This is a genomic window from Neorhizobium sp. SOG26, from assembly GCF_003491345.1.
GTDB lineage: Bacteria > Pseudomonadota > Alphaproteobacteria > Rhizobiales > Rhizobiaceae > Neorhizobium > Neorhizobium turbinariae.
Map to the genome: position 1 here is coordinate 392,394 of NZ_CP025513.1, position 21,262 is coordinate 413,655.

17 protein-coding genes and 3 pseudogenes are annotated in these 21,262 nt (G+C 57.4%); 4 read left to right on the top strand and 16 right to left on the bottom strand.

Going from position 1 to position 21,262, the window contains the following annotated elements:
• Positions 1 to 48: 48 nt before the first annotated feature.
• On the bottom strand, positions 49 to 393 hold the full coding sequence (tnpB, locus tag CYG48_RS18395; protein ID WP_118850826.1) for an IS66 family insertion sequence element accessory protein TnpB: 345 nt from the start codon (positions 391 to 393) through the stop codon (positions 49 to 51).
• Positions 390 to 731 carry a transposase gene (locus tag CYG48_RS18400; RefSeq protein ID WP_245450344.1) on the bottom strand — a complete coding sequence of 114 codons (342 nt, stop codon included), beginning with the start codon at positions 729 to 731 and terminating at the stop codon, positions 390 to 392. The genes tnpB and CYG48_RS18400 overlap by 4 nt, the downstream gene beginning before the upstream one ends.
• Before the next feature lie 358 nt (positions 732 to 1,089).
• On the opposite strand from CYG48_RS18400, the gene CYG48_RS18405 reads away from it, so the two are divergent.
• Positions 1,090 to 1,332, top strand: coding sequence for a TadE/TadG family type IV pilus assembly protein (locus CYG48_RS18405; protein WP_118852018.1), 243 nt, complete (start codon positions 1,090 to 1,092; stop codon positions 1,330 to 1,332).
• Positions 1,333 to 2,030: 698 nt separating this feature from the next.
• Positions 2,031 to 2,285: pseudogene (locus tag CYG48_RS18410) on the top strand (hypothetical protein); the annotation flags it as partial.
• Positions 2,286 to 2,435: 150 nt separating this feature from the next.
• Here the strand turns inward: CYG48_RS18410 and CYG48_RS18415 are convergent.
• The 8 genes and pseudogenes from CYG48_RS18415 to CYG48_RS18450 all read right to left on the bottom strand — a co-directional run bounded on the left by CYG48_RS18415 (position 2,436) and on the right by CYG48_RS18450 (position 10,533).
• Complete coding sequence (locus tag CYG48_RS18415; protein ID WP_118852019.1) at positions 2,436 to 2,873, bottom strand: EamA family transporter; 438 nt, start codon at positions 2,871 to 2,873, stop codon at positions 2,436 to 2,438.
• 433 nt (positions 2,874 to 3,306) lie between these two features.
• The gene (locus CYG48_RS18420; RefSeq protein WP_118852020.1) at positions 3,307 to 3,621 is read right to left on the bottom strand and encodes a DUF982 domain-containing protein; all 315 of its coding nucleotides are present in this window, start codon (positions 3,619 to 3,621) and stop codon (positions 3,307 to 3,309) included.
• A gap of 391 nt (positions 3,622 to 4,012) precedes the next feature.
• Positions 4,013 to 4,174: pseudogene (locus tag CYG48_RS22315) on the bottom strand (integrase core domain-containing protein); the annotation flags it as partial.
• A gap of 220 nt (positions 4,175 to 4,394) precedes the next feature.
• Complete coding sequence (locus CYG48_RS18430; RefSeq protein WP_118852022.1) at positions 4,395 to 4,586, bottom strand: hypothetical protein; 192 nt, start codon at positions 4,584 to 4,586, stop codon at positions 4,395 to 4,397.
• Between the two features lie 62 nt (positions 4,587 to 4,648).
• Positions 4,649 to 5,713 carry a response regulator gene (locus CYG48_RS18435; RefSeq protein WP_245450602.1) on the bottom strand — a complete coding sequence of 355 codons (1,065 nt, stop codon included), beginning with the start codon at positions 5,711 to 5,713 and terminating at the stop codon, positions 4,649 to 4,651.
• Complete coding sequence (locus tag CYG48_RS18440) at positions 5,706 to 6,272, bottom strand: chemotaxis protein CheB (RefSeq protein ID WP_118852024.1); 567 nt, start codon at positions 6,270 to 6,272, stop codon at positions 5,706 to 5,708. Before CYG48_RS18440 ends, CYG48_RS18435 begins: the two co-directional genes overlap by 8 nt.
• Positions 6,269 to 7,108 (bottom strand): CheR family methyltransferase, encoded by an 840-nt coding sequence (locus tag CYG48_RS18445; RefSeq protein ID WP_118852025.1) that lies wholly within the window; start codon positions 7,106 to 7,108, stop codon positions 6,269 to 6,271. Before CYG48_RS18445 ends, CYG48_RS18440 begins: the two co-directional genes overlap by 4 nt.
• Positions 7,105 to 10,533, bottom strand: coding sequence for a response regulator (locus CYG48_RS18450; protein WP_118852026.1), 3,429 nt, complete (start codon positions 10,531 to 10,533; stop codon positions 7,105 to 7,107). Before CYG48_RS18450 ends, CYG48_RS18445 begins: the two co-directional genes overlap by 4 nt.
• A 247-nt stretch (positions 10,534 to 10,780) precedes the next feature.
• Between CYG48_RS18450 and CYG48_RS22595 the strand changes: the two genes are divergently transcribed.
• The gene (locus CYG48_RS22595) at positions 10,781 to 10,954 is read left to right on the top strand and encodes a hypothetical protein (RefSeq protein WP_199925347.1); all 174 of its coding nucleotides are present in this window, start codon (positions 10,781 to 10,783) and stop codon (positions 10,952 to 10,954) included.
• Positions 10,955 to 11,446: 492 nt separating this feature from the next.
• On the opposite strand, the gene istB is transcribed toward CYG48_RS22595, so the two are convergent.
• The 3 genes from istB to CYG48_RS22600 all read right to left on the bottom strand — a co-directional run bounded on the left by istB (position 11,447) and on the right by CYG48_RS22600 (position 14,875).
• Positions 11,447 to 12,259, bottom strand: coding sequence for an IS21-like element helper ATPase IstB (gene istB / locus CYG48_RS18455; protein WP_057352983.1), 813 nt, complete (start codon positions 12,257 to 12,259; stop codon positions 11,447 to 11,449).
• The gene (gene istA, locus CYG48_RS18460; RefSeq protein WP_118851503.1) at positions 12,249 to 13,775 is read right to left on the bottom strand and encodes an IS21 family transposase; all 1,527 of its coding nucleotides are present in this window, start codon (positions 13,773 to 13,775) and stop codon (positions 12,249 to 12,251) included. Before istA ends, istB begins: the two co-directional genes overlap by 11 nt.
• A gap of 845 nt (positions 13,776 to 14,620) precedes the next feature.
• The gene (locus tag CYG48_RS22600; RefSeq protein WP_199925375.1) at positions 14,621 to 14,875 is read right to left on the bottom strand and encodes a hypothetical protein; all 255 of its coding nucleotides are present in this window, start codon (positions 14,873 to 14,875) and stop codon (positions 14,621 to 14,623) included.
• A gap of 91 nt (positions 14,876 to 14,966) precedes the next feature.
• On the opposite strand from CYG48_RS22600, the gene CYG48_RS18470 reads away from it, so the two are divergent.
• Entirely contained in the window at positions 14,967 to 17,030 is a 2,064-nt protein-coding gene (locus tag CYG48_RS18470) for a methyl-accepting chemotaxis protein (RefSeq protein WP_245450603.1), read from the top strand.
• 171 nt (positions 17,031 to 17,201) lie between these two features.
• On the opposite strand, the pseudogene CYG48_RS22950 reads toward CYG48_RS18470, so the two are convergent.
• The 3 genes and pseudogenes from CYG48_RS22950 to CYG48_RS18485 form a co-directional block, all read right to left on the bottom strand.
• Positions 17,202 to 17,384 (bottom strand): annotated as a pseudogene (locus CYG48_RS22950) (SDR family NAD(P)-dependent oxidoreductase); the annotation flags it as partial.
• A 171-nt stretch (positions 17,385 to 17,555) separates the two neighbouring features.
• Entirely contained in the window at positions 17,556 to 19,916 is a 2,361-nt protein-coding gene (locus CYG48_RS18480; RefSeq protein WP_118852028.1) for a putative bifunctional diguanylate cyclase/phosphodiesterase, read from the bottom strand.
• A 17-nt stretch (positions 19,917 to 19,933) separates the two neighbouring features.
• Positions 19,934 to 20,431 carry a molybdopterin-dependent oxidoreductase gene (locus tag CYG48_RS18485; protein WP_199925364.1) on the bottom strand — a complete coding sequence of 166 codons (498 nt, stop codon included), beginning with the start codon at positions 20,429 to 20,431 and terminating at the stop codon, positions 19,934 to 19,936.
• Positions 20,432 to 21,262 lie beyond the last annotated feature (831 nt).

Consider the following 21,262-nt stretch of genomic DNA (forward strand, 5'->3'; position numbering starts at 1 on the left):
GTTTTCCCAACCATTACAGCGGCATGATTCATCTTGCCGCAGGCGCTGTCAGCCCATCAACAAGGGTCGCCTGACCTTGGCCGGGCGGATCTTCTTCCAATCCATTCCGGCCAGCAACGCCATCAGCTGAGAATGGTCCAGACGGATCCGTGCCGCCGATATGCCCGGCCAGCAGAAGCCCTGATCTTCCAGGGTTTTCGAATAGAGGCAGACCCCACTGCCATCCCACCAGACAATGCGAATACGATCGGCCCGTTTCGAGCGGAAGACGTAAAGCGCGCCATTGAAGGGATCAAGACCGCCATCCCGCACCAGCGCCATCAACGAGGCGGCTCCCTTGCGAAAGTCGACCGGCTGGCACGACACATAGACCACCACACCTGAAGCGATCATGCCTTGCGAACCGCCCGTAGAACCCTCACCAGGTGATCGGGATCAAAATCGCCGCCGACGCGCACGACCATATCCGCAATGACAATATCGACCGAGCCGTTGTATACCGTTTCAACGCGCGCGAACTTTTGCGTTCCCGTTCCCTCTGTCAGGGGTGCTACAACTGGTGCTACAACGCCCGATGCCAGTGCCTTGCGACGCCACCCATAAAGCTGCGAGGGATCCAAGCCTTCAGACCGGGCAACCGCCGAGACATTGGCCCCAGGCTGCAGCGTCGCGGCGACGATCCGCGCCTTTTCGTCATCCGACCAGTCCCGCGGCTTGCGTCGTCTTCTCACGGGCTCCGCGGTCAAAATCTCAAAGGTTCGAGCCTGATTCACACTATCACTCATAGGACTCTCCGCATGACTCATGCAGAAAATCGCCGATCAGCATTCCGAAAGATACGTGGGGTCGCCTACGCGCTTACACTCGACCAGCAGACGCCGCTCATGAAGGCGGCTAAGCATCCTGCCGATCCTGCTTCGGAGACGTGCAGGACCTCAACGCCCGGATCGCCGGAGGCCATAGCTTGCGGACGCGTGATGATTCGTTGTGGTGGCAATGAAAAGAGTTCCTTCTCATTAAGGAGGCCTCGGAACCACTTACTTACGTTCTTCTGCGATAGTCTTGTCAGGATCGTACGGAAATGAATCTATGCTTCGCCACTTTATCAGAGACAGGTCGGGAAACTTCGGGATCGTGAGCGCGCTGCTGATGATGCCGCTCGTAGGTGTCGCAGGGTTAGCCATCGACGTCGCCGACGCCCTGACACTGAAGACCGAGCTGCAGGATGCAGCGGACTCAGCTGCCCTCGGTTGTGTTTCGGCGTGCAAAATTTCCCCGCCGATTGACGCCGTTGATTGGTATTGTCGCACCTGTCGCCATCCTGGACAATAAAATCACGCCTGATTTTGCGCTTGGATTACTGCTTGTGTTGGCAGGTATGCTCCTGGCGGCGAAAACAAACGGTGGCTCGTCCTCAGTCTGAGATGTACAGCGACCTCACCGACACGACCACGCTTGGTGCGCGTCGGTCAAAGCCCGCAAGTTTCTCTGTCGCCTCACGGCCGTCGCGCCCTTGCGATAATCCAGCTCTTGAACGGAACCCGTGACTCGCTATTAGTTCGAATACGACCCGGCAGATAACCGCAGTAGATCGAATACCTCGTCCACTTTGGCATGTCCGGAATGGGGCCCCTTGCAGCCGTTCCGCCAACAGTTCGCCGCGACATTCAGTGCAGCAGGAGGAAGCCGATTTCAAGGCTCTCCCACCAGCCTGCAGTACCAGGCTGGCGGGTTCAAATGAAGCCCGCAAGCCTGTTGACGCCGATGTCGCTGACTGCCAACTCCCAAGCGTACTCCGTCCGTCGGACCAACCACGCCTCGGAAGGTAGGTGTGGGCATCAAGGTCATTCGAATGTCATGACAGAACCCGACGCACGACATGACCTATGCTGGCAACGCTTGCAAGCTCAAGCCGGAGAACGACGTGCAGCGTGATCATGTCTGGGCGTTCGCCGACCCGGATAGCGTAGTCAAACCTGTCTTCAGCCAGCGGGGACAGTTGATCATGCGGTGGTAGGCAACCTCCGGTCCTACCGTGCTTCACGCCGGTGGCCAGTCCGCAGTCCAACGGAATGTCCTTGCGTCGGGAAAACAGTCCACTGGACTGTTTTCAAATCCTCCTCACCTTCGTCAAGACCCTGAAGCGGGACTATATCGGCATATCAGCACTACCGGACGCCGAAACAGCGCTCCGGTTCATCGACGGATGGATCGAGGACTACAACGAAATCCATCCGCTCAAGATGGCTTCCCCTCGGCAGTTCATCAGGGCTAAATCAAATTAGCCGAAATGTCCGGTGAAACGGGGTGCACTCCACCATTCAAGTTGCGGCTGCATCGCACTTATCTCAAGTGGGACGTACCAGCGCCACAAGCCTGTGCTTCAGCCTTTTTGCCTATTCCGGCTGTCCGGTCAAAATGAAAACAGTTTGGTGTCAGGCGCGATACGCAATGAGCATTGCCCCTCCAGCAATCATGGCAACTCCGAGCCAGTTGGGCAGTGACAGCCGTTCCCCAAGGAACAGCACGGCGAACACCGAGACGAACACGACCGACAGCTTGTCTATCGGCGCGACGCGGGCGGCATCACCAAGCTTCAAGGCTCGGAAATAACATATCCAGGACGCGCCCGTGGCAAGGCCGGAAAGCACGAGGAAAAGCCAGCTTTTGGGTGAGACGGTTGATGGTTCTTGCCAGTTACCGGTGACGTACAGCATCAGTCCAGCCGCCATCAGGATAATGATGGTGCGGAAGAAGGTGGCAAAGTCTGCGTTTACGTTCTCAATACCAACCTTAGCAAAGATCGCGGTCAAGGCAGCAAATCCCGCCGAAAGAAACGCCCATAGCGGCCAGCTCAGAAGCAGATTTTTCACGCTCAGTTCCTCAGGAGAACATCTGAAGAGATTTCGTCGATCGTCCGTGCGCCGGTTAGCGCCATGGCGGCCTCGAACTCGGGCGCCTCGTTTGGTGGCGAGGTAGGCGCGTAGTAGGTATCGACTTGTGCCGCCAAGGATGGGCGATCGCTAGAGCGAATAAAGGACACCACTCACAGAACACGCGACGAATATCTCCAAAATATCATAACAAATCCTGACTAAGCCCCCTCTCCAAAGGGCGAAGTTGTCACCGTCCACACAAACTACAAGATACAGCGCGGGGCTCACATGGATCGTGCACCCGCAATGATTAGATTCAGTCGTCACTGGATTAAGAACGTCGGCAGCGGCCAGCCGGGGATGCTCGGGGTACCATTATCCCGCCGCTCAGCTACTTGGAAACCTCGTTGCTCTCGAATCCTCGGCATTCTCATGAGGTGGATGGTGGTGGCGGATGCCCCTTAACACGAACACGCCCAGCCAAAGGGGCTTGCTCGACGGTCAAGGGCATGCCTGCCTCCAAGCAAGCGCTAATGAAAGCTTCACGCGCAAGCTCAACAGGAGCAAGATTGTTCAAGGCCGCGCGGCAATGATGAAGCGCTTGTTCATAACGCTCACCACGCCTCGATGGCCATTCATATTCGAGAAAATCGAGAGCATCGTAGACGCTGAGGAAACTATGGTCGAGCCCGTTTAGAAGTCTTGCCCGAACAGGAACGCGAAATGGTATCTCCGGAATGTTCATGATCTCCTCCTTCAGAACGTAACCGGCATTCTCCCTAATATACCATCTTGTCGCTGCGAATCTACTTCCTGGAGAGCCATCGACAGGCTCAGTCATCGCCCCATATAAGTGCGTGGAATGGAGTTGAAGATGACTGTCACCGCTTACGCACCAGATTAAAAAAATGTCGGTACATGCCGCGGGTTCGCCCCATCGGTGGAGGAGGAACTGCAAGAAATCGCCTGCGTGCGACGAGAGATCGGGGCTGAAGATGATGGCCCTGTCGTTCCAACTGCTGTCTAGGCATTCAATGTTGCGAACCCGGAGCTTGAGCAGCTCTATTCGGTGCTCAACGGAGAGGTTGACTTGTGCGATCTCATCCTTTCTGACCTGCTCCCCTTTTTGTCCGCGTTTATAAGTTAGCTCTGTTCATGTTTTGGTCCTCTCTGGACCGGGTTGCAAACTCGTAAGGGGTTAAGCCGTCGAGGCTGGTATGCGGGCGGTTCAGGTTATAGTCGTTTCTCCAGTCTTCGATAATCTCCCTCGCGTGGCGGTAGCTGGTGAAGAGGTGCTTTCCATCCTGAGCGATCATGAAACGACCGCCTTGCAGAGGGAATGCGCGCTCACGCGCATTCAAAGGGGGAAGCACTCCATACGTTATATAGATCAAAACGCCGCCGAACAGGAAGCAAGCGTGGTCCACCGAGTATGCGGCACAGATGATCTGTGGGAATTTCTCCAAGGACGCCCAACATGTTTCCTTACCGACCACAGCACAGAGGCTGCGAACAGCATCACGACTGCATAACGGGCAAATGTCCTGCCATATCCCCGACCAGCAAAACAAGCGTTACAAAGACAGTCGCATCGGCCACGATCAACAGCCACGCTGCCTCGGTGAATTCATCAAGAGTGAACACTCTCCACGCATAGGCAAGCGGGAGGCCGATACAGACGAGTAGCATCAAGAGCGTCATGAGAAGCATGTCACGTCTCCCTCACTCTCCCATCATCGTTCCCTTTGGCCGCCGGTGGGTCGCCCAAGGCATCACATCACGAGCTTCTCCAAGGGGATGTTCAGCTCAAGACGGAGACCGCTGCTTCGCCAGTCCCTTCTGATCGAGCCTCCGAGCCCACGTAGGGCAGCTTGTTCCAATTTTGTGCCAAACCCTTCACGCTCGGGCGCTCCGCCCAACGTCGGCACTCCACGCTCGTCCCAGCTTAGGCTCAGTTGCTCATCCGCAGCCGATACCTCAATCGCCAGATGTCCGGCCGGATTGGACAAGGCGCCATATTTAGCAGCATTCGTCGTCAGTTCATGAAGCAGTAGGGCAAGCGACGTAAGCGCCGTTCCTTTTAACGGTGCATCAGAACCGTTGATAGTAACATGAGGGCCATCGGAATGTTCGTGCGGTGCTACGATCGCCTTGAGCAGGGCTGATAACGTCGTCGCAGAGCTTCCCGAGTCACCCGCTCCATTGAAATCAGGAAGAGTGAGCTCGTGAGCCCGCGCCAAGGCTCCCATACGCGATTTTAGATCCAACTCAAGTTCTGCCACGCTGGTCGCGGGACGCGCGCTGAGCGAGATTAGCCCGGCCGTCAGGCTGAAGAGGTTCTTGATACGATGGTTGATTTCACGAAGAAGGATATCCTTGTGGGTCGCCGCCTCTTTCAGAGCTTCCGCCTGCGCCGCTAGCTCGTCACGCTGCGCCGCCAGTCGCTGTCTCTGTCGATAAAGCTCGAAGAACACTTCCACCTTGCTGCGCAGAACATCCGGCTCGATCGGCTTCTGGATGAAGTCCACCGCGCCGGCCTCATAGCCGCGGAAGCGTCGTCCATCTGCAGTTCCGGCTGTCACGAATATGATTGGGATACGTCGGGTCCGCTCGTTGCCCCGCATAAGTTCCGCGAGTTCAAATCCATTAAGGCCCGGCATCTGCACATCGACGAGTGCTAGCGCCACATCATGCTTAAGCAGCAACTCAAGCGCCTGATCGCCGGAGCGAGCTTTCAGCAGAAGATGGTCATCACGCTTAAGGAGTGCCTCCAGCGAAACGAGGTTTTCCTCGAGATCATCGACCAAGAGAAATGGAACAGGCCCCATATCAGACATCCCCCAAAAAACCCGCGATGGCCTCGAGCGAAAGCACGCGCGCCGCAGGGCATGCCCGGATGGCGGCTTCCGGCATCGCAGACGCGAATGCGGTTTCCGGCACCTGGACCAGCCCCACTCCCCCGGCCTCCAATACTGCCTGCGTTCCTTTTGCACCATCATGATTGGCACCGGTGAGCACAATCGCGATCAACTCGGCTCCATAGACATCAGCAGCGGTTTCAAACAAGACATCGATCGAGGGACGAGAAAACAGCACTGGCTCATCATTGGAGAGCGACAATGTCATAGAGGCTTCAACAAGCACGTGATAGTCTGGAGGGGCAAAATAAATAGTACCAGCTACTAGAGGTTCCTTATCTTCCGCTTCCTTCACCGCAAGCTGACACTTGGCACTGAAGAGGTCGGCGATCACACTCCGCCTGTCAGGTGGGATATGAACGACGACTATCACGGGCAGCTTGAACGTGGGTGGCAAGGCAGGCAGTATGACTGACAAGGCCTCGACAGCTCCCGCCGATGCACCGACGACCACGGCTTGGTACCTGCTTGACGTCATTCACCTTGCCTCTGATAGATCTTCTCTTCCCTAACGAAATCCGAGAAGGCACCGGCATGCCGAGAAAAGCGAAGGCTCTCTTTCGCACCGATTCCCAGGAACCCTTTTCGCGCAAGTGATGCTTTGAACAGCCCCAGCGCCCGGTCCTGCAGATCGCGATCAAAATAGATCATGACGTTGCGACAGGAAATCAGATGCATCTCGCCGAAGACTGCATCGGTTACGAGGCTGTGGTCCGAGAACACCACGTTGCGCCGCAGGCTTTTATCGAAAGACGCCCTGCCATAAGCGGCCTGGTAGTAGTCGGACAGACTGGATTTCCCGCCAGCCTTGCGGTGATTTTCCGTGAAGAGCTGGATTCGCTCAAGCGGATAGACGCCGGCTTCAGCCGACTGCAAGGCTTCCTGATTGATGTCTGTGGCATAGAAGATGGTCCGATCCTCCAAGCCTTCCTCTCGAAACAGGATGACGAGCGAGTAAAGCTCCTCACCGCCGCTGCAGCCGGCGACCCAGACTTTCAGCGAGGGGTAGGTACGCAGATGCGGCACTACCTTCTCACGAACGGCTTTGAAGTAGCTCGGATCGCGGAACATTTCGCTCACCTGAACAGTCAGATAGCGCAGAAGCCGTGGCAACATCGACGGTTCGCGCAGCAGACTTTCCTGGAGCGCTGAGAAGGTTGCAAAGCCCATCTGCTCACGGGCCTGGCGGAGCCGCCGCTTGATCGACGCCATCGCATAGTTGCGAAAGTCATAGTGATATTTGAGGAACATGGCCTCCAGCAGGAGCCGTATTTCAATATCTTCAACCTTTTCGGACGCCGGCATTTCTGTCATTTGGGCATCCAGACGCGCACTAACGACAGCAGCTTGTCAACGTCGAGGGGCTTAGCCATGTAATCATTGGCGCCAGCATCGATGCAACGCTGCTGGTCGTCCGGCATCGCCTTGGCCGTCAGGGTGATGATGGGCAGCTTCTTCCATGCTGCGTTTCTGCGGATCTCGCGCGTCGCCGTTAAGCCATCCATGATCGGCATCATTACGTCCATCAGGACGAGGTCGATGGGCGCACCACCATCCGCCGACGTTTTCTCCAGAACATCCAGCGCCTCACGGCCATTGCGGGCGATGTCGACGATTGCTCCTCGTGGCTCAAGGATATTGGTCAAGGCATAGACGTTGCGGACGTCGTCTTCGACAACCAGGATCCGTCGTCCTTCTAAGATGGCATCCCGGTTACGGGCTTTGCGGATCATCTTCTGCTGTTCGTCCGGCAGCTCCGAGATCACCTGGTGCAGGAAGAGGCTGACCTCGTCGAGCAGGCGCTCGGGTGATTTCGCACCCTTGATGATGATGGATTTGGAGTACCGCCGCAGCCGCTGTTCGTCATCGGCGGTCAGTTCACGGCCAGTATAGACAATCACCGGCGGGAAGGCATAGGCATCCTCCTGGCTGAGGGTTTCCAGCAGCGAGTAGCCCGAGGCATCCGGCAATGTGAGATCGAGAACCATGCAATCGAAGGTTCCCTGTTTCAGAAGGTCAAGGCATTCGGCCACCGTGCTTGCCGTGATTGTCTCGACGTCCTGGGTGCCGAGAAGTTTCGCTACCGCGTCGCGCTGTACCGGATCGTCCTCAACGATCAGCACGCGGTGCACGCGTTGCGACAGACGCGTCTCCAGCTTTCGCAAGACTTCTACCAGTTGGTCGCGGTTAACTGGCTTGATGACGTAGCCTACCGCACCGAGTGAGTAGGCGGTTTCGGTATGGTCGCTGCCGGAAACCACATGAACCGGAATGTGACGCGTCTGGACATCATTCTTGAGCCGGTCAAGCACAGCTAGGCCCGACTGGTCCGGCAAGCCTACATCGAGCACAACAGCGCTCGGCATGAACTCCTTGGCAAGTCTTAGGGCCTCCTCCGCGGTTCCGGCGACTACAGATTGGAAACCGAGTTCGCGCGATAGATCGCGCAGGATGGCGGCGAATGTCTCATCGTCCTCGATCACCAGGAGGATGCGCTTTCCATCGGTCAGCGCCTCGCGGTCATCGTCGATCTTGCGCGGCAGCTCCCGTGGAGGCTGAGCCGCGCTCGGCTGCGGAAGGGTCGGATTGGCCGGACTGGTGGGCATCAGGTCGCGCGGCGTGACCTTGGCGGGATCGTACCGTTCGGGGACTGTAACCGTGAATGTGCTGCCATCTCCAGGACGGCTTTCGAGGTCGATCGCTCCGCCTAAGAGACGTACAAGCTGGCGAGAGATGGACAGCCCGAGCCCTGTGCCACCGAACTTGCGGCTGATGGTGCCGTCGGCCTGATGGAAGGCGTCAAAAACGCTTTGCTGATGTTCGGGGGCGATACCGATCCCTGTATCGGAAACAGCAAAAACGACCTGACCGTCACCGTTCTTACGGATGGAGAGCCTGACTTTGCCTCTCTCGGTGAACTTGATGGCGTTTGAAAGAAGGTTCTTGATGACCTGTTCCAGTCTCTGCGGATCGGTGTCGATCGTACTCGGGGTCTCTCCGTCGAGCTCGATCTTAAAGTCCAGTTTCTTTTCAGCGGCAAGCGGCTGAAAGAGCTGGCGGAGATTTGTCGCCATCCTCTCGATTGCAACCGTCTCCGTCCGTATATCCACATGGCCCGCCTCAATCTTCGACAGGTCGAGGATGTCGTTGATCAGGTTGAGCAAGTCATTTCCGGACGACTGAATGGTCTTTGCGAATTTGATCTGCTCTTCCGTCAGATTGCCTTGGGGGTTATCCGCAAGGAGCTTTGCCAGGATCAGCGATGAATTGAGCGGCGTGCGCAGCTCATGCGACATATTGGCGAGGAAGTCGGACTTGTACTGGCTGGCCTGCTCCAACTCCCGCGCCTTGAGTTGAACCGAAATGTTGGCGCGCTCCAGATCATCTCGTTGGACCTCCAATTGCTGGGCCTGTTCTTCGAGCTGTGCATTCGTCTGCTCAAGCTCGACTTGCTGCTGCTCCAAGCGCGCCTGAGATTCTTTCAAAGCTCTGCTCTGCTCTTCCAGCTCTTCGTTGGAAACCCTTAGTTCCTCGCTTTGGGTCTGCAGTTCCTCCGATTGCCGCTGGGTTTCTTCCAGCAGGCTTTGCAGTTCGCTCCGATAGATTGCCGACCGGACAGCAATTGCTACCGCCTCCGATGCCCGATCCAAGAGGGTCATGACGTTCTTATCCACGGGACGCAGAAAGCCCAGTTCGATGACGGAGTTGACGGCGCCATCGACACTTCCGGGCAGAATGACCAGGTGTCTCGGCTTGTCTGCACCAAGAGCCGAACCGAACATAAGATAGCCGTCCGGCACCTCATCGATCATCATCGACTTGTCTTCCGCAGCTGCTTGGCCGAGTAACCCTTCCCTTAACCTGAAGGAGGCCGGTATGGCGTCCTTATCGCGGACGCCATAGACCGACGCGAGCTGGTAATTGTCATCCCCACCGGTGAACACGGCCCCCGCCACGGCACCGACATATCCCGCCAAGAACTCCAGAATGCTATCGCCGAGTTGCTCGACAGGCTGATCGCCCATCATGGCGCTGGTCAATGCAACCTGACCAGACTGAAGCCAGTCTTCACGGCGGCGAGCCAAGGTGGCCCTACGGACGAGGAAGCCGATCGTCGCGGTCAGCGCAATCCCGAGCGCGCCAGCCAAGAGTGTACTGACTAGCGCCCGCTGCTGAGCACCACTCATTTCTGCAAGGCGTTGCCTCCTGACATCACCCTCGCCTTCGATCATTACGGCGATCTGAGCACGGATCGCATCCATCTCACGCTTGCCGCGATCAGTATTAAGGAGAGCAATTGCAGATGCCAGATCACGGGTGCGACGAAGATCGATCGCGTCGCGGAGCGCAGACAGTCTGGCTGCAACATGCTGTCTTAGTGCCGCCAGCCTGCCCGCTTGACCCGGATTGCCTCCTGTTAGCTCACCTATCGTGTCTAGTTGTGACGGAATGGCCTGAACGGCTGTGTTATAGGGAACGAGGTAGCTCTCGTCGTTGGTGAGCAGGAAGCCGCGCTGACCTGTTTCGGCATCCTGAACTTGTGAAAACAGTTGGTCGAGCGCGACAATGGCAACGTGGGTTCGGACAATTCTCTCGTTGCCCTCCTCCAGAGCACGAAGATTTAGATATGATAAGAATCCGCTGATCAGGAAGAAGATGATTGCACCTGCGAGGCCGAGAGCGACAGCGGGATCGAGGCCGAGCGTGCGTTTGGGGTCATCAGGCGTTGCTTGCTTCATGAGTGTACGATCGACAGAGAGGACGGGGGCTATTCAGCGGCGGGATGCGGGAGTAATCCTGAAAGATACATGATCTAAGTGTTCTTGCTCCAATCGGAAGCGCAATATCAGATGTGGGAGGTGCCGCGTAGGAAAATCTCGCAGCCATGAGATTGCGTCACAGTGTCGGCGGCACGCTCGCTCCGGGGGTAAAGAACGACCCATAATTGAACTCGATTTTTCACCGGAACCTCATGCACCTCCGAACATGACGGCCAAGGTGCTAGTTGTGGAAGACGAGCCTCTTCTCCTGATGTTCGCAGCAGAACTCGTCGAAGAGGCAGGACTGGAGCCCGTTGCAGCCCGAAACGCGGACGACGCCATTAAACGTCTGGAGCGCGATTCCGCGATAAGGATCCTGATGACGCACATCGATGCCTAGCAGCATGGACGGCTTGAAACGGTCAGTGGCAGGTTGACGACGTAACTGTCCTGACGCCGAAGCGCGGGCAGTCTACTTCTCCGAGAAGGTTGGGGACTATAGCGTCAGAAACGACCTCGGAGATGTCATCGAAATCGACGGCTTTTAGGGAAGAGCAGTTCCGTGTGAGCCTTGAGCCGAGATCTCCAGACAGTTCAATCTGGATAACGGATCTACCCAGACGCCCGTTTTCGAGACCTGAAGGGAGCCACTGGCTCCCTTCATTTTTCTACATGTGTCGTTTAGGGGAAGCCGCAACACCCTTATGAGGTGCGGGATGACACCGTCGGATGGATCAAAAGCAGCAATGAATAACATGACTAAAGCGGGCGGCGAAAATCTTCCGCATGTAATTACCGCGATCAACTCCCACATCATTCGCGTTCAGAAGTCCTTACGCTGTTGATTTGCACTGAGAGCTGACCCGGGATTTGCGCCGAGAAGTGACCCGCCTTAGGTATCGTCCGTCGTGGTTGGGGTGGTCAAGTTCCTGCGTTTCTCCTTCGTAGTTTTGGGCTCATGGGCTGAACTGTTTTTGAAGCGGAAGCTGTCGTTTCCGGTTTCGAGGATGTGGCAATGATGTGTGAGCCGGTCGAGCAACGCGGTGGTCATCTTGGCATCGCCAAAAACGCTGGCCCATTCGCTGAAGCTCAGGTTGGTGGTGATGATGACGCTCGTGTGCTCGTAGAGTTTACTCAGTAAATGGAAGAGCAGCGCACCGCCTGAAGCACTGAACGGCAGGTAACCGAGTTCGTCCAGGATGACGAGATCGGAGTGTGCCAGGCGGTTGGCGATCTGCCCTGGTCGGCCTTGGGACTTCTCTTGCTCGAGCGCGTTGACCAGTTCCACGGTCGAGAAGAACCGAACTCGCTTGTGATGATGTTCGATAGCCTGGACACCAATTGCCGTGGCGATATGCGTTTTGCCCGTGCCGGGGCCGCCGACCAGGACGATGTTGTTGGCGTCGTCGAGGAAGTCGCAGCGATGAAGCTGACGCACCAGCGCCTCATTGATCTCACTGCTGGCGAAGTCGAAGCCGTTCAGATCACGATAGGCTGGAAAGCGTGCCGTCTTGAGCTGGTAGGCGGTCGATCGAACTTCGCGTTCCGCAGTCTCGGCCTTGAGAAGCTGCGACAGGATCGGGATTGCCGCCTCGAACGCCGGCGATCCTTGCTCCGTGAGCTCGCCGACGGCCTGGGCCATGCCGTGCATCTTCAGTTGCCGCAACATGATGACGATAGCGCCGCTTGCCGGATTATGACGCATGGCGAGCCTCCGTCTTTCTCAGCGCATCGTAGCGTTCGACATTGGCCTTGGGCTCGTTGATGAGCGTCAGGGCCTGAGGGGCGTCAATGGTGGGCGGTGTGAAGGATTTGCCGTCGACGAGGCGATGCAGCAGGTTCAGCACGTGGGTCTTCGTGGGGACGCCGGACTTCAGTGCCATGTCCACGGCCGACAGGATGGCCTGTTCGTCGTGCTGGAGGACCAGCGCCAGGATATCGACCATCTCGCGGTCGCCACCCGGCTTCTTCAGGAGGTATTGCTGCAAGGCTCGGAATGCGTCCGGTAGCTCAACGAACGGTGCACCATTGCGAAGAGCGCCCGGCTTGCGTTGCACGACCGCCAGATAATGCCGCCAGTCGTAGATCGTCTGTCCCGGTCGATCATGAGAGCGATCGATGACACGGCGGTGCTCACAGACGATCTGGCCCTCCGCGGCGACAACGATACGGTCCGGATAGACCCGGAGGCTCACCGGCCGATTGGCGAAGGATGCCGGGACACTGTAGCGATTGCGCTCCAGATGGACGAGGCAGGTCGGCGTGACCCGCTTGGTATACTCGACGAAGCCGTCGAACGGCCGGGAAACCGGCATCAATACCAAAGCTTCCTCAGCCCAGATGTCAGCGATGGTGCCGCGCATCTGGCCGTGTGGCGTCTGCGCCCACAATTCCTTGCAGCGCTGCTCCAGCCAGTCGTTCAACGCTTCCAGCGACGGAAAGCGCGGCGTGGGCTGCCAGAGACGATGACGGGCATCCTGAACGTTCTTCTCGACCTGTCCTTTCTCCCAGCCGGAGGCAGGATTGCAGAACTCGGGTTCGAACACATAGTGGCTGGCCATTGCCAGGAAGCGGATGTTGACGTCACGCTCTTTGCCACGGCCGACCTTGTCGATTGCCGTGCGCATGTTGTCGTAGATGCCGCGACCGGGGATGCCGCCGAAGACCCGGAATGCATGGTTGTGGGCGTCGAACAGCATCTCGTGCGTCTGCAAGAGATAGGCACGGACGATGAAGGCGCGGCTGTAACTCAGCTTCGTATGCGCCACCTGCAGCTTGGTGCGCTCATTGCCAATGATGGCCCAGTCCTCCGACCAATCGAATTGGAACGCTTCGCCCGGCTCGAAGGCCAGAGGCACGAACGTTCCGCGCCCCGTCGTCTGGAATTCCCTCTGCCGGTCTGCCTTCCATTCCCGGGCAAAGGCTGCAACACGGCAGTAGGAACCGTCATAGCCGAGGCTCACCAGGTCGGCGTGGAGCTGCTTCAGGGTGCGCTTCTGTTTGCGGCCCTTCTTGGATTCCGTCTTCAGCCAGGCCGACAGCCGATCTGCGAAAGGGTCGAGCTTGCTCGGTCGCTCCGGGACCTTGAACTTCGGCTCGACGCCGTCCAACCGCAGGTATTTGCGGACAGTGTTCCGGGACAGGCCGGTCCTGCGGCAAATCTCCCGAATCGAAAGATGCTCTCGAAAATGCCAGCGTCGGATTACGCTCAGTAACGCCATGTCGATCACTCCAAAGCCCCCGCTGAAACCTCGCGAGGGATGATTGAAACATGGGTCAAATCTCAGTGATAATTTCCCGCAATCCCGGGTCAGCTCTCAGTGCAAATCAACACGCCATTACCTTTGGTCGCGCCGCGAGGCAGAGGCCCGTTACCCCATGCTCTAGAAGCAGCGGGCCTCGTTCATGCCCGCATTGCGAGCTGCCGCGCCAACCGTTTCAACGGGGCGAGGTCAATTCTAATAAACTCGTCCTGAAGTTACTCAGGTCAAAGATCTAGCAAGCGGGCGGTCAGACTTCATTAACCGTTTCCAGTGATAGTTGCCGTGGGTTCAGTGAGTGGTTCCCTTTCGACTAAAGGGCTCAGACGGGAAAAACGGCTGAGCCCTTTAGTCGTTTTAGCGATCGCTCATCCTTGGTCGCACAAGGTCCGCCACTTATCCAACGCCTGCCTCACCGCCAATTGAGGCACCCAAAGGAGAGCTGCCCCCTTCTTAACACACACCTCCGGGTGGCTCTCCTTTATTTGTTGTCCGATCTGGTGCTGCGGATCCTTCGCGCACTCGTATAGTGCTGGACACACGAAGCGTCCAAACCGATCCCATCGTCCTTTCAGGATGCTTCGCTTCAGAAAGGCTCGCCGCCCCCGCCGCGAGCCTTTCTTCTGCATGATTGCACTCCCTTCATGACTTCCACGAACATCTCCGGCGACGGATCATTGAAGGTCCCTGTAACATTCTCTGACGTCACATGTAATAGCACGCACGTACTCTCGTTCGGCAAGGCCAGAGGGACCCCCCCCCCCGGAACTCAGACCCTTCCTTAGCCTTCTTGTGCAAGATCGGTGCTAGTTCTCCTCAAAGATTGACTTCGCTGGCGATTGTTCATCCGAACCAGCAAAAAGCGACGAGGGAACCTCGGTAGAAGAAATAACGAATGATTTCCTATACCGATAATTAATGAAAACAAAAGCTTCGTCGCCCATAGATCCTCGATCGAGGGTGAGGATCACGACATTGGCTGAAACAGACATCAAGCGTCCACTTTGGATGACGATCACTGCCTGCGGCTTCGCTGCAGTGCTTTTTTCAAGCATCGCCATTGGTGGAACCGCTTGGTATCGCCAATCCGTCGCAAGCAGCGATGCTCTTGCACGCGAAGCCACAGGTGATCTAGCGCTAGTAGAGACTGACATGGCTGCACAAAGAAAAGCAGCATCGGCTCTAGCGCTGGCGATCGCAGGACAGCCCGACACCGCTGACCTGATCCAGCGAAATGCACGCGAAGATATCATCGCTCGTTACACCGGATCGTTGCCTTCGGTGATCGCAGAAGGCGGGCTGCAACTCATCACCTTCATCAATGGCAAGGGCGAAGCCGTTGCCCGCATCCACACGCCGGACAAATTCGGTGACGACATGACGTCACGCCGCAAAACGGTCGTGGAAGCGTTGTCCAGCGGGAAGCTTGTCGCCGGCATTGAGCCCGGCCGCTCAGCCGTCAGCATGTTTGCATCGGCACCTGTGGTGCGAGACGGCAACGTGCTCGGTTTGGTTGACGCAGGGACGGGCTTGACCAACGCCTACTTCGAACCACTCGCCAAACGGATCGGCGGGGAGATCGCAGTCCATATCCTTGTTGATGGGAAACTAGAGAAGCAGGCATCGACATCGCAGACGGGCTTCCTTTCCGAGCAGGTGCTGAAGTCAGCTTTCGATGGGTCACCCGTTCAAGAGCAAGTCACGACCGAGAACGGCACGTATCTGGTAAGAACCGTTCCATTCAACAACTTCTCCGGCGCCAAGATTGGGATTCTCGAGATCGCATCCGACGTCACCTCAGTTGTGGAGGATGCTCGCACGGCCATCTGGATGACCGTTGGCGGAACGCTTTTCGTTTCAATCCTTTCTCTGATTGGCTTCTTCTTCTTTGCCCGTTCGCTGGGGAGTTCACTCGGCCGCTTGACACGGACGATGTCCCGACTGGCCAGTGGGGACCTCAATGCTGCGGTCGACGGTGGAGGTCGTGCCGACGAAGTTGGCGCGATGGCGCGGGCGGTGCAGGTATTCAAGGACAATGCTCTGCGCACCAGGGAACTTGAGCAGCAGGCGGAATCTCAACGCAGCCAGTCGGAAGAACAGCGTCGCCGCGCCGCGGAACAGGAGCGCATTCGTGCCGAAGCCATGGCACAGGCAACGTCCGGCCTTGCCGATGGTCTCAAGCAACTGGCCGCCGGCAACCTGACCTTCCAGCTGTCGCAGTCATTTGCTCAGGAGTTCGAGCAGTTGCGTGGTGACTTCAATCAGGCGGTCCAGCAACTGCGGGAAACAATGACATCTGTCACGGAATCCACCGGCTCGATCGACAGCGGCTCGCGCGAGATCAGCCAAAGCGCCGAGGATCTGTCGAAGCGCACCGAGCAGCAGGCTGCCTCGCTCGAAGAGACCGCCGCAGCACTCGACCAGATCACCACCAATGTTGCGAATTCCTCCAAGCGTGCCGAAGAAGCCCGCGCAGTGGCAATCCAGGCAAACGAAAGCGCCAATCATTCCGGCTCGGTGGTTGCCAACGCCGTTGACGCCATGGGGCGCATTGAACAGTCGTCGAACCAGATCTCCAACATCATCGGCGTCATCGATGACATTGCCTTCCAGACCAACCTGCTGGCGTTGAACGCCGGTGTGGAAGCGGCACGCGCCGGCGACGCCGGCAAGGGCTTTGCAGTCGTCGCCCAGGAAGTACGCGAACTTGCACAGCGTTCCGCCACGGCCGCCAAGGAGATCAAGGATCTGATCCGCAACTCGTCTGGCGAAGTCGCCACCGGCGTCAAGCTGGTCAGCGAAACGGGTGAAGCCCTGAAGACGATCGAGGGCTATATCGTCACCATCAACCAGCACATGGATGCGATCGCCACCTCGGCACGCGAACAATCGGTGGGCCTGTCGGAAGTCAACACTGCCGTCAACCAGATGGACCAGGTGACGCAGCAGAACGCCGCCATGGTGGAAGAAGCCAATGCCGCCGGCGCAACGCTCGCCAACGAAGCAAGCCGCCTGCGCGAAATCGTTTCGCAGTTCCAGGTGGGCGCAGTTTCAGCCGCCAACCCCGTTCGACGTGCCGCTCCGGCTGTTGCCAGCTCCGCCGCCGCCCCGGTCTCTTCGCCGGCACGTGGCATGGTCAACAAGATCGCGCGCGCCTTTACCAGCAAGGGCATTGCTGCAGTCGCGGTTAGCAACGAGAGCTGGGAAGAATTCTGAGATCGGTGGCAAGATCCTAACCGAAGATGGCGGGAAATCGCCTTCGGGAACCTGACAAACCCGGCGATTTCGGCGGGTTCTTACTGTTCTTATGCTGAACCGAAAAGACCGAAGGTTTGGGAAAGCCCTTGCTCCCCGCGCCGGAGCCAGTAAGCAGATGGAGCCACCGTCAGACATCAGCGGCGAAGCCTTCTGGATCGTGTAGACCGTTTCTTCGACGTTGATGTCGAACAGGCGGTCGAAGTGGCCGTCCTGAATGTCATCGATTGACGCGGATTCCGACACACCAGCGTTGGCGTAGACCACATCTACGCGTCCATGTTCGCTTTTGATCTGGTCAAAGAAGCGGTCCATGTCTGCAGGATTGCTGACATCCCCTTGAACCCAGATCGCGCCATGGCCGGTAGCGGGCAAGACGCCATGGACAATTCTGTACGCTTTATGAAGCGTTAGCGAACCCGATGATCCGCAACGTCTGTGGAGCGGTCGAGCAACGCTGGCAAAGCGCGAACGCGAAGCCTTGTTTTATACGGGCTGTGAACGGGCAACTCTGGCATTCGGCGCTTCAAGCAGCAATGCGTGAGCGGGCTGGGGTCGCGCGAAGAGATAGCCCTGCACCTGCGTACAGCGCATGATCTGGAGGCAACGAAGCTGTTCCTCATTCTCCACCCCTTCTGCTGTCGTGATCATACGGAGCTCGGTGCTGAGCTGGACGATCATCTCGATCACCGAAGAGGCGTTGGCTCGCGTTGAGATATTCCGGACGAAACTTCGGTCAATCTTGATCTTGTCGAAGGGAAATGTCGTCAGGTAACTCAGCGAGGAGTATCCGGTGCCGAAATCGTCAAGGGCGATGCGTACGCCAAGCTGCCGTAGCTGATGAAGCGTCAACAATGTGCTTTCGGCAGCTTCCAGAAGCACCGACTCCGTGATTTCCAGCTCCAGCCGGTGGGGAGCCAGGCCGGTCTCCGACAAGATACTGAGGACGCGGTTCGCAATGTTGCCCGAGTGGACCTGCATCGGGGAAATATTGACTGCAACGGTCAACTGGGAGGGCCAGTTTAGAGCCTCCTGGCAAGCGTGTCTCAGAACCCACTCTCCGATCTCGTCAATGAGGCCCAGCTTCTCTGCGACCGGGATGAAGTCCGGCGGAGGCACAAAGTCGAGGCCTCGGCGTTTCCAGCGGAGCAGGGCTTCGAAGCCTTTGACCTGCCGTGTCTGCGTATCGTGCAGCGATTGATAGTGGACTTCCAGGTGGTTCAAGGACATCGCCTCACGCAGATCGGCCTCAAGCGACTTCTGCGCGAGCAATCGTTCCGCGATGTCCTGCGAGAAGCGGGTGACCCGGCCTTTACCGTCTGCCTTGGACTGATACATGGCAAGGTCGGCATGTTTGAAGACTTCGTCCGGCGTGCAGTTTGTCCCGATGTGCGCGGCGATCCCGATACTGGCGGTCACGACAACATTGCGACCATCCAGATGGAAGGGCTCGGCGATTGCCGCGAGGATGCGTTCGGCAAGCTCGCTCGCGTCATCCGAGGTGCAACCCGGACGCGTGAGGATTGCGAACTCGTCCCCGCCCAGGCGACCTACGATCCCTTCGTGTGCAACACAGGAGCGAAGTCGGGCGGCAACCTCCCTCAGCATCTGGTCGCCGATGTCGTGCCCAAGGGTATCGTTCACTTCTTTGAACCCGTCCAGATCGAGAAGGAGGATATCGCAACCATCTTCGATGGCTGGCTCGGCACATCGGTCCAGCAATTTCTTTCGCATGAGAACGCGGTTCGGCAGCCCCGTCAGCGCGTCATGGTGCGCCATGTGGAAGATTCGCGCTTCCGTTTGCCTGCGCTCGCTTACGTCTTCATAAGTGGCAAGCCAACCTCCATCGGGGATTGGCTCATGGGAAACGGCGTATGCCCCGCCATCCGGCAGATCTACGGTAAAGCGCCCTTTCCTTCTTCCCTCGATGAAACTCGATTGCTGCTGCAAGATGATCTCGATGACTGAGGGCGTATTTTGCCCCGCCGCGGCTGCAATGACTTTCTTTAAGTCCATTCCGGCCAAGGTGGCGGGCGCGATCCCGACCAGTTTTGCGAACTGGTCGTTGAAGACGATCAACTGGCCATCAACATTACAGGTGCATAATGCCTGTGACATGCTGTTCAGCGCCGCATCGAAGCGCTGGTTCTGCGAGACGAGGCTTTTATGTGCTTCCTCGAGCTTCGTTGCCGTCGTTTGCAGCTTCACATGCGCCTTGCGCACAAGCTTGTTCTGCCGCCAGATCAGCGTGATCAGAAGGATTCCGCAGAAGATCAGGCCTGACATGAGCCCGGACAGGATGAGGTGCAGCCGGGCCAGTTCCCGTTGGTCGGCTTCCGAACGCTCGGCCCCGTAGGCCGCCGCGCGCGAGGTCAAGGCTGTCATGTCAGCGTTTAGCGACTCGAGAGTTTGCAGCGCCCCTCCTACATCGAATGCCGGGTCATTCGTGTTCAACAAGCCATCGATAGTTTCCAGGCTTGCGCGGAGCCGTTCGACCACCCTCTCGTTGCGTACGTCACTCCTGATGAACTGCCTCAGGCTCCGGCCTTTGCCGAATTCCGTCTCCTCGCTGGGCTGGAACGTGTCCAGTCGGCTGAACATGATATCCAGCCGTAGTTGAACGTCATCTAAAGTAGTCGCTCCTTGCGGCAGCGCATAGGATGCCAAGGTACGCTCAAGCTCCAGAAACTCGGCGACTGCCTGGCTGACGGTCCAGGCGGCATTGTAGCGGGAAATCGTCTGCAGGGCGGCCTGCCGCTGGGAGATGACGACCGCCGTATAGCCAGCGGCAAGCATCAAGAAACAGACTACGGCGGCGAGAACTCTTTCCAACGCCTTGGGCGGCATGATCCTTCCCGGCGCTCCTACTCGACCACAAGCTTGGCGACTTGCCAGGCTGCCCGACCAAAATAAGTCTGCGTCCGGAGCGCCGGATCGCTGTCGAAGGGGTAAATAATGAAAAGTGGGCCTTTTTCACGAATGGACATATATCTTCCGTCCCGCTTCAGCGCCAGTATCGCCTGATACCGCGAGAAATCCTCTATCGGAATGGTCGTCACGTAGTTGTTCAATGCGACCGCAGTGACAGCCTGCCCATGCGCTCCGACGAGATCCATCAACTTGTCGAGCCGCACGCCCGAGAACTCTGTCACCCCATCGAACCAGGGAGTCTTTGTTACGATCTTCTCTGTTCCCAGCGCTTCCAGCATATCACGGTCGAGTATTGCTTCATTACCGGAATTGGTAACCTTGATCGCCCCCGAGATCGACAGGACAGGTGTTCCCTGCGGCAAAGGAAGTTCCGCAGCAAGCAATGGCAATGGCGAGATCAACATGACGGCAAGGGCTGTGATGAGGCGGATCAAGAGACTATGCATATGATTACCACATATACGTTCTCGCTAATTTGCCTAGTGTAATTCAGTAATATCTTAAACAGATCATGAAGGCTGAACCCCTATAAGTAATTTGACCGGCAGTTCCTCTGATAGGTTCCCTCTAAACTTTCCGGCCCTATGGCGACAATCTGACGAGACGCGTCCCAAGGAAGACAGGCCTTCGCTGAGGCGACAGAGATATCGCCTCCCGGAAGATATTTTCGCATGTCGAAACCATTAGGCTCACGAATCGAAGGCCCTCGAAGAGCCTGATCTTTGTAAGGATGCTGGAGAAGAGCACTTCCTATCGCGGCAGCATACCCATCCGCCACTCGCTGTTTCCCTTGCTCCCGCACTCGCGGCGGAGCTTCGGCAGTGGATCGCGAGCGTCCTCCACTCGGGCAAGGATGCGAAGGTATACCTGGGATGATTTAGGACTTCCGGAAACGAATCCGGCCCAGTCCTGACCTTCGGCGGCTTCAATGGTTCGGGAGGATTGGGCGCAAGCTCGCACGTCATGCGGGTCCGCCCGTTCATGTGAACGATGACTTCCCGGGGCGTTCACGCATCGCGGCTTTGCAGGCTAGCAACGCAAACTGGTTGATGAAGCAGTCAAGAAGACGGCACTCGCCCGACGCGGTTCCGCAAACCGTGAAAAAACCAGGGTGGAGGATGCCGGTTGGGGCTCGCTTCGAGGGATAGACTCAAGCAAACCTGTGGCCTCGAAGAGGAACGAAGTGAACTGTCATGAACACGGAAATTTGCCACTTAAGCTCGAATGCTGCGGCCTTCCTTGCGGAGACGGACACGCAGCGC

Excerpts from the sequence above, each read along its gene's own strand:
- CYG48_RS18480 (WP_118852028.1), bottom strand. The coding sequence starts at position 19,916 with ATGCCGCCCAAGGCGTTGGAAAGAGTTCTCGCCGCCGTAGTCTGTTTC.
- CYG48_RS18450 (WP_118852026.1), bottom strand. The coding sequence starts at position 10,533 with ATGAAGCAAGCAACGCCTGATGACCCCAAACGCACGCTCGGCCTCGAT.
- istA (WP_118851503.1), bottom strand. The coding sequence starts at position 13,775 with ATGGCGTTACTGAGCGTAATCCGACGCTGGCATTTTCGAGAGCATCTT.
- CYG48_RS18445 (WP_118852025.1), bottom strand. The coding sequence starts at position 7,108 with ATGACAGAAATGCCGGCGTCCGAAAAGGTTGAAGATATTGAAATACGG.
- CYG48_RS18440 (WP_118852024.1), bottom strand. The coding sequence starts at position 6,272 with ATGACGTCAAGCAGGTACCAAGCCGTGGTCGTCGGTGCATCGGCGGGA.
- CYG48_RS18430 (WP_118852022.1), bottom strand. The coding sequence starts at position 4,586 with ATGCTTCTCATGACGCTCTTGATGCTACTCGTCTGTATCGGCCTCCCG.
- CYG48_RS18470 (WP_245450603.1), top strand. The coding sequence starts at position 14,967 with ATGGCTGCACAAAGAAAAGCAGCATCGGCTCTAGCGCTGGCGATCGCA.
- CYG48_RS18405 (WP_118852018.1), top strand. The coding sequence starts at position 1,090 with ATGCTTCGCCACTTTATCAGAGACAGGTCGGGAAACTTCGGGATCGTG.
- istB (WP_057352983.1), bottom strand. The coding sequence starts at position 12,259 with ATGCGTCATAATCCGGCAAGCGGCGCTATCGTCATCATGTTGCGGCAA.
- CYG48_RS22600 (WP_199925375.1), bottom strand. The coding sequence starts at position 14,875 with ATGGCGATGCTTGAAAAAAGCACTGCAGCGAAGCCGCAGGCAGTGATC.
- CYG48_RS18420 (WP_118852020.1), bottom strand. The coding sequence starts at position 3,621 with ATGAACATTCCGGAGATACCATTTCGCGTTCCTGTTCGGGCAAGACTT.
- tnpB (WP_118850826.1), bottom strand. The coding sequence starts at position 393 with ATGATCGCTTCAGGTGTGGTGGTCTATGTGTCGTGCCAGCCGGTCGAC.
- CYG48_RS18435 (WP_245450602.1), bottom strand. The coding sequence starts at position 5,713 with ATGTCTGATATGGGGCCTGTTCCATTTCTCTTGGTCGATGATCTCGAG.
- CYG48_RS22595 (WP_199925347.1), top strand. The coding sequence starts at position 10,781 with ATGACGGCCAAGGTGCTAGTTGTGGAAGACGAGCCTCTTCTCCTGATG.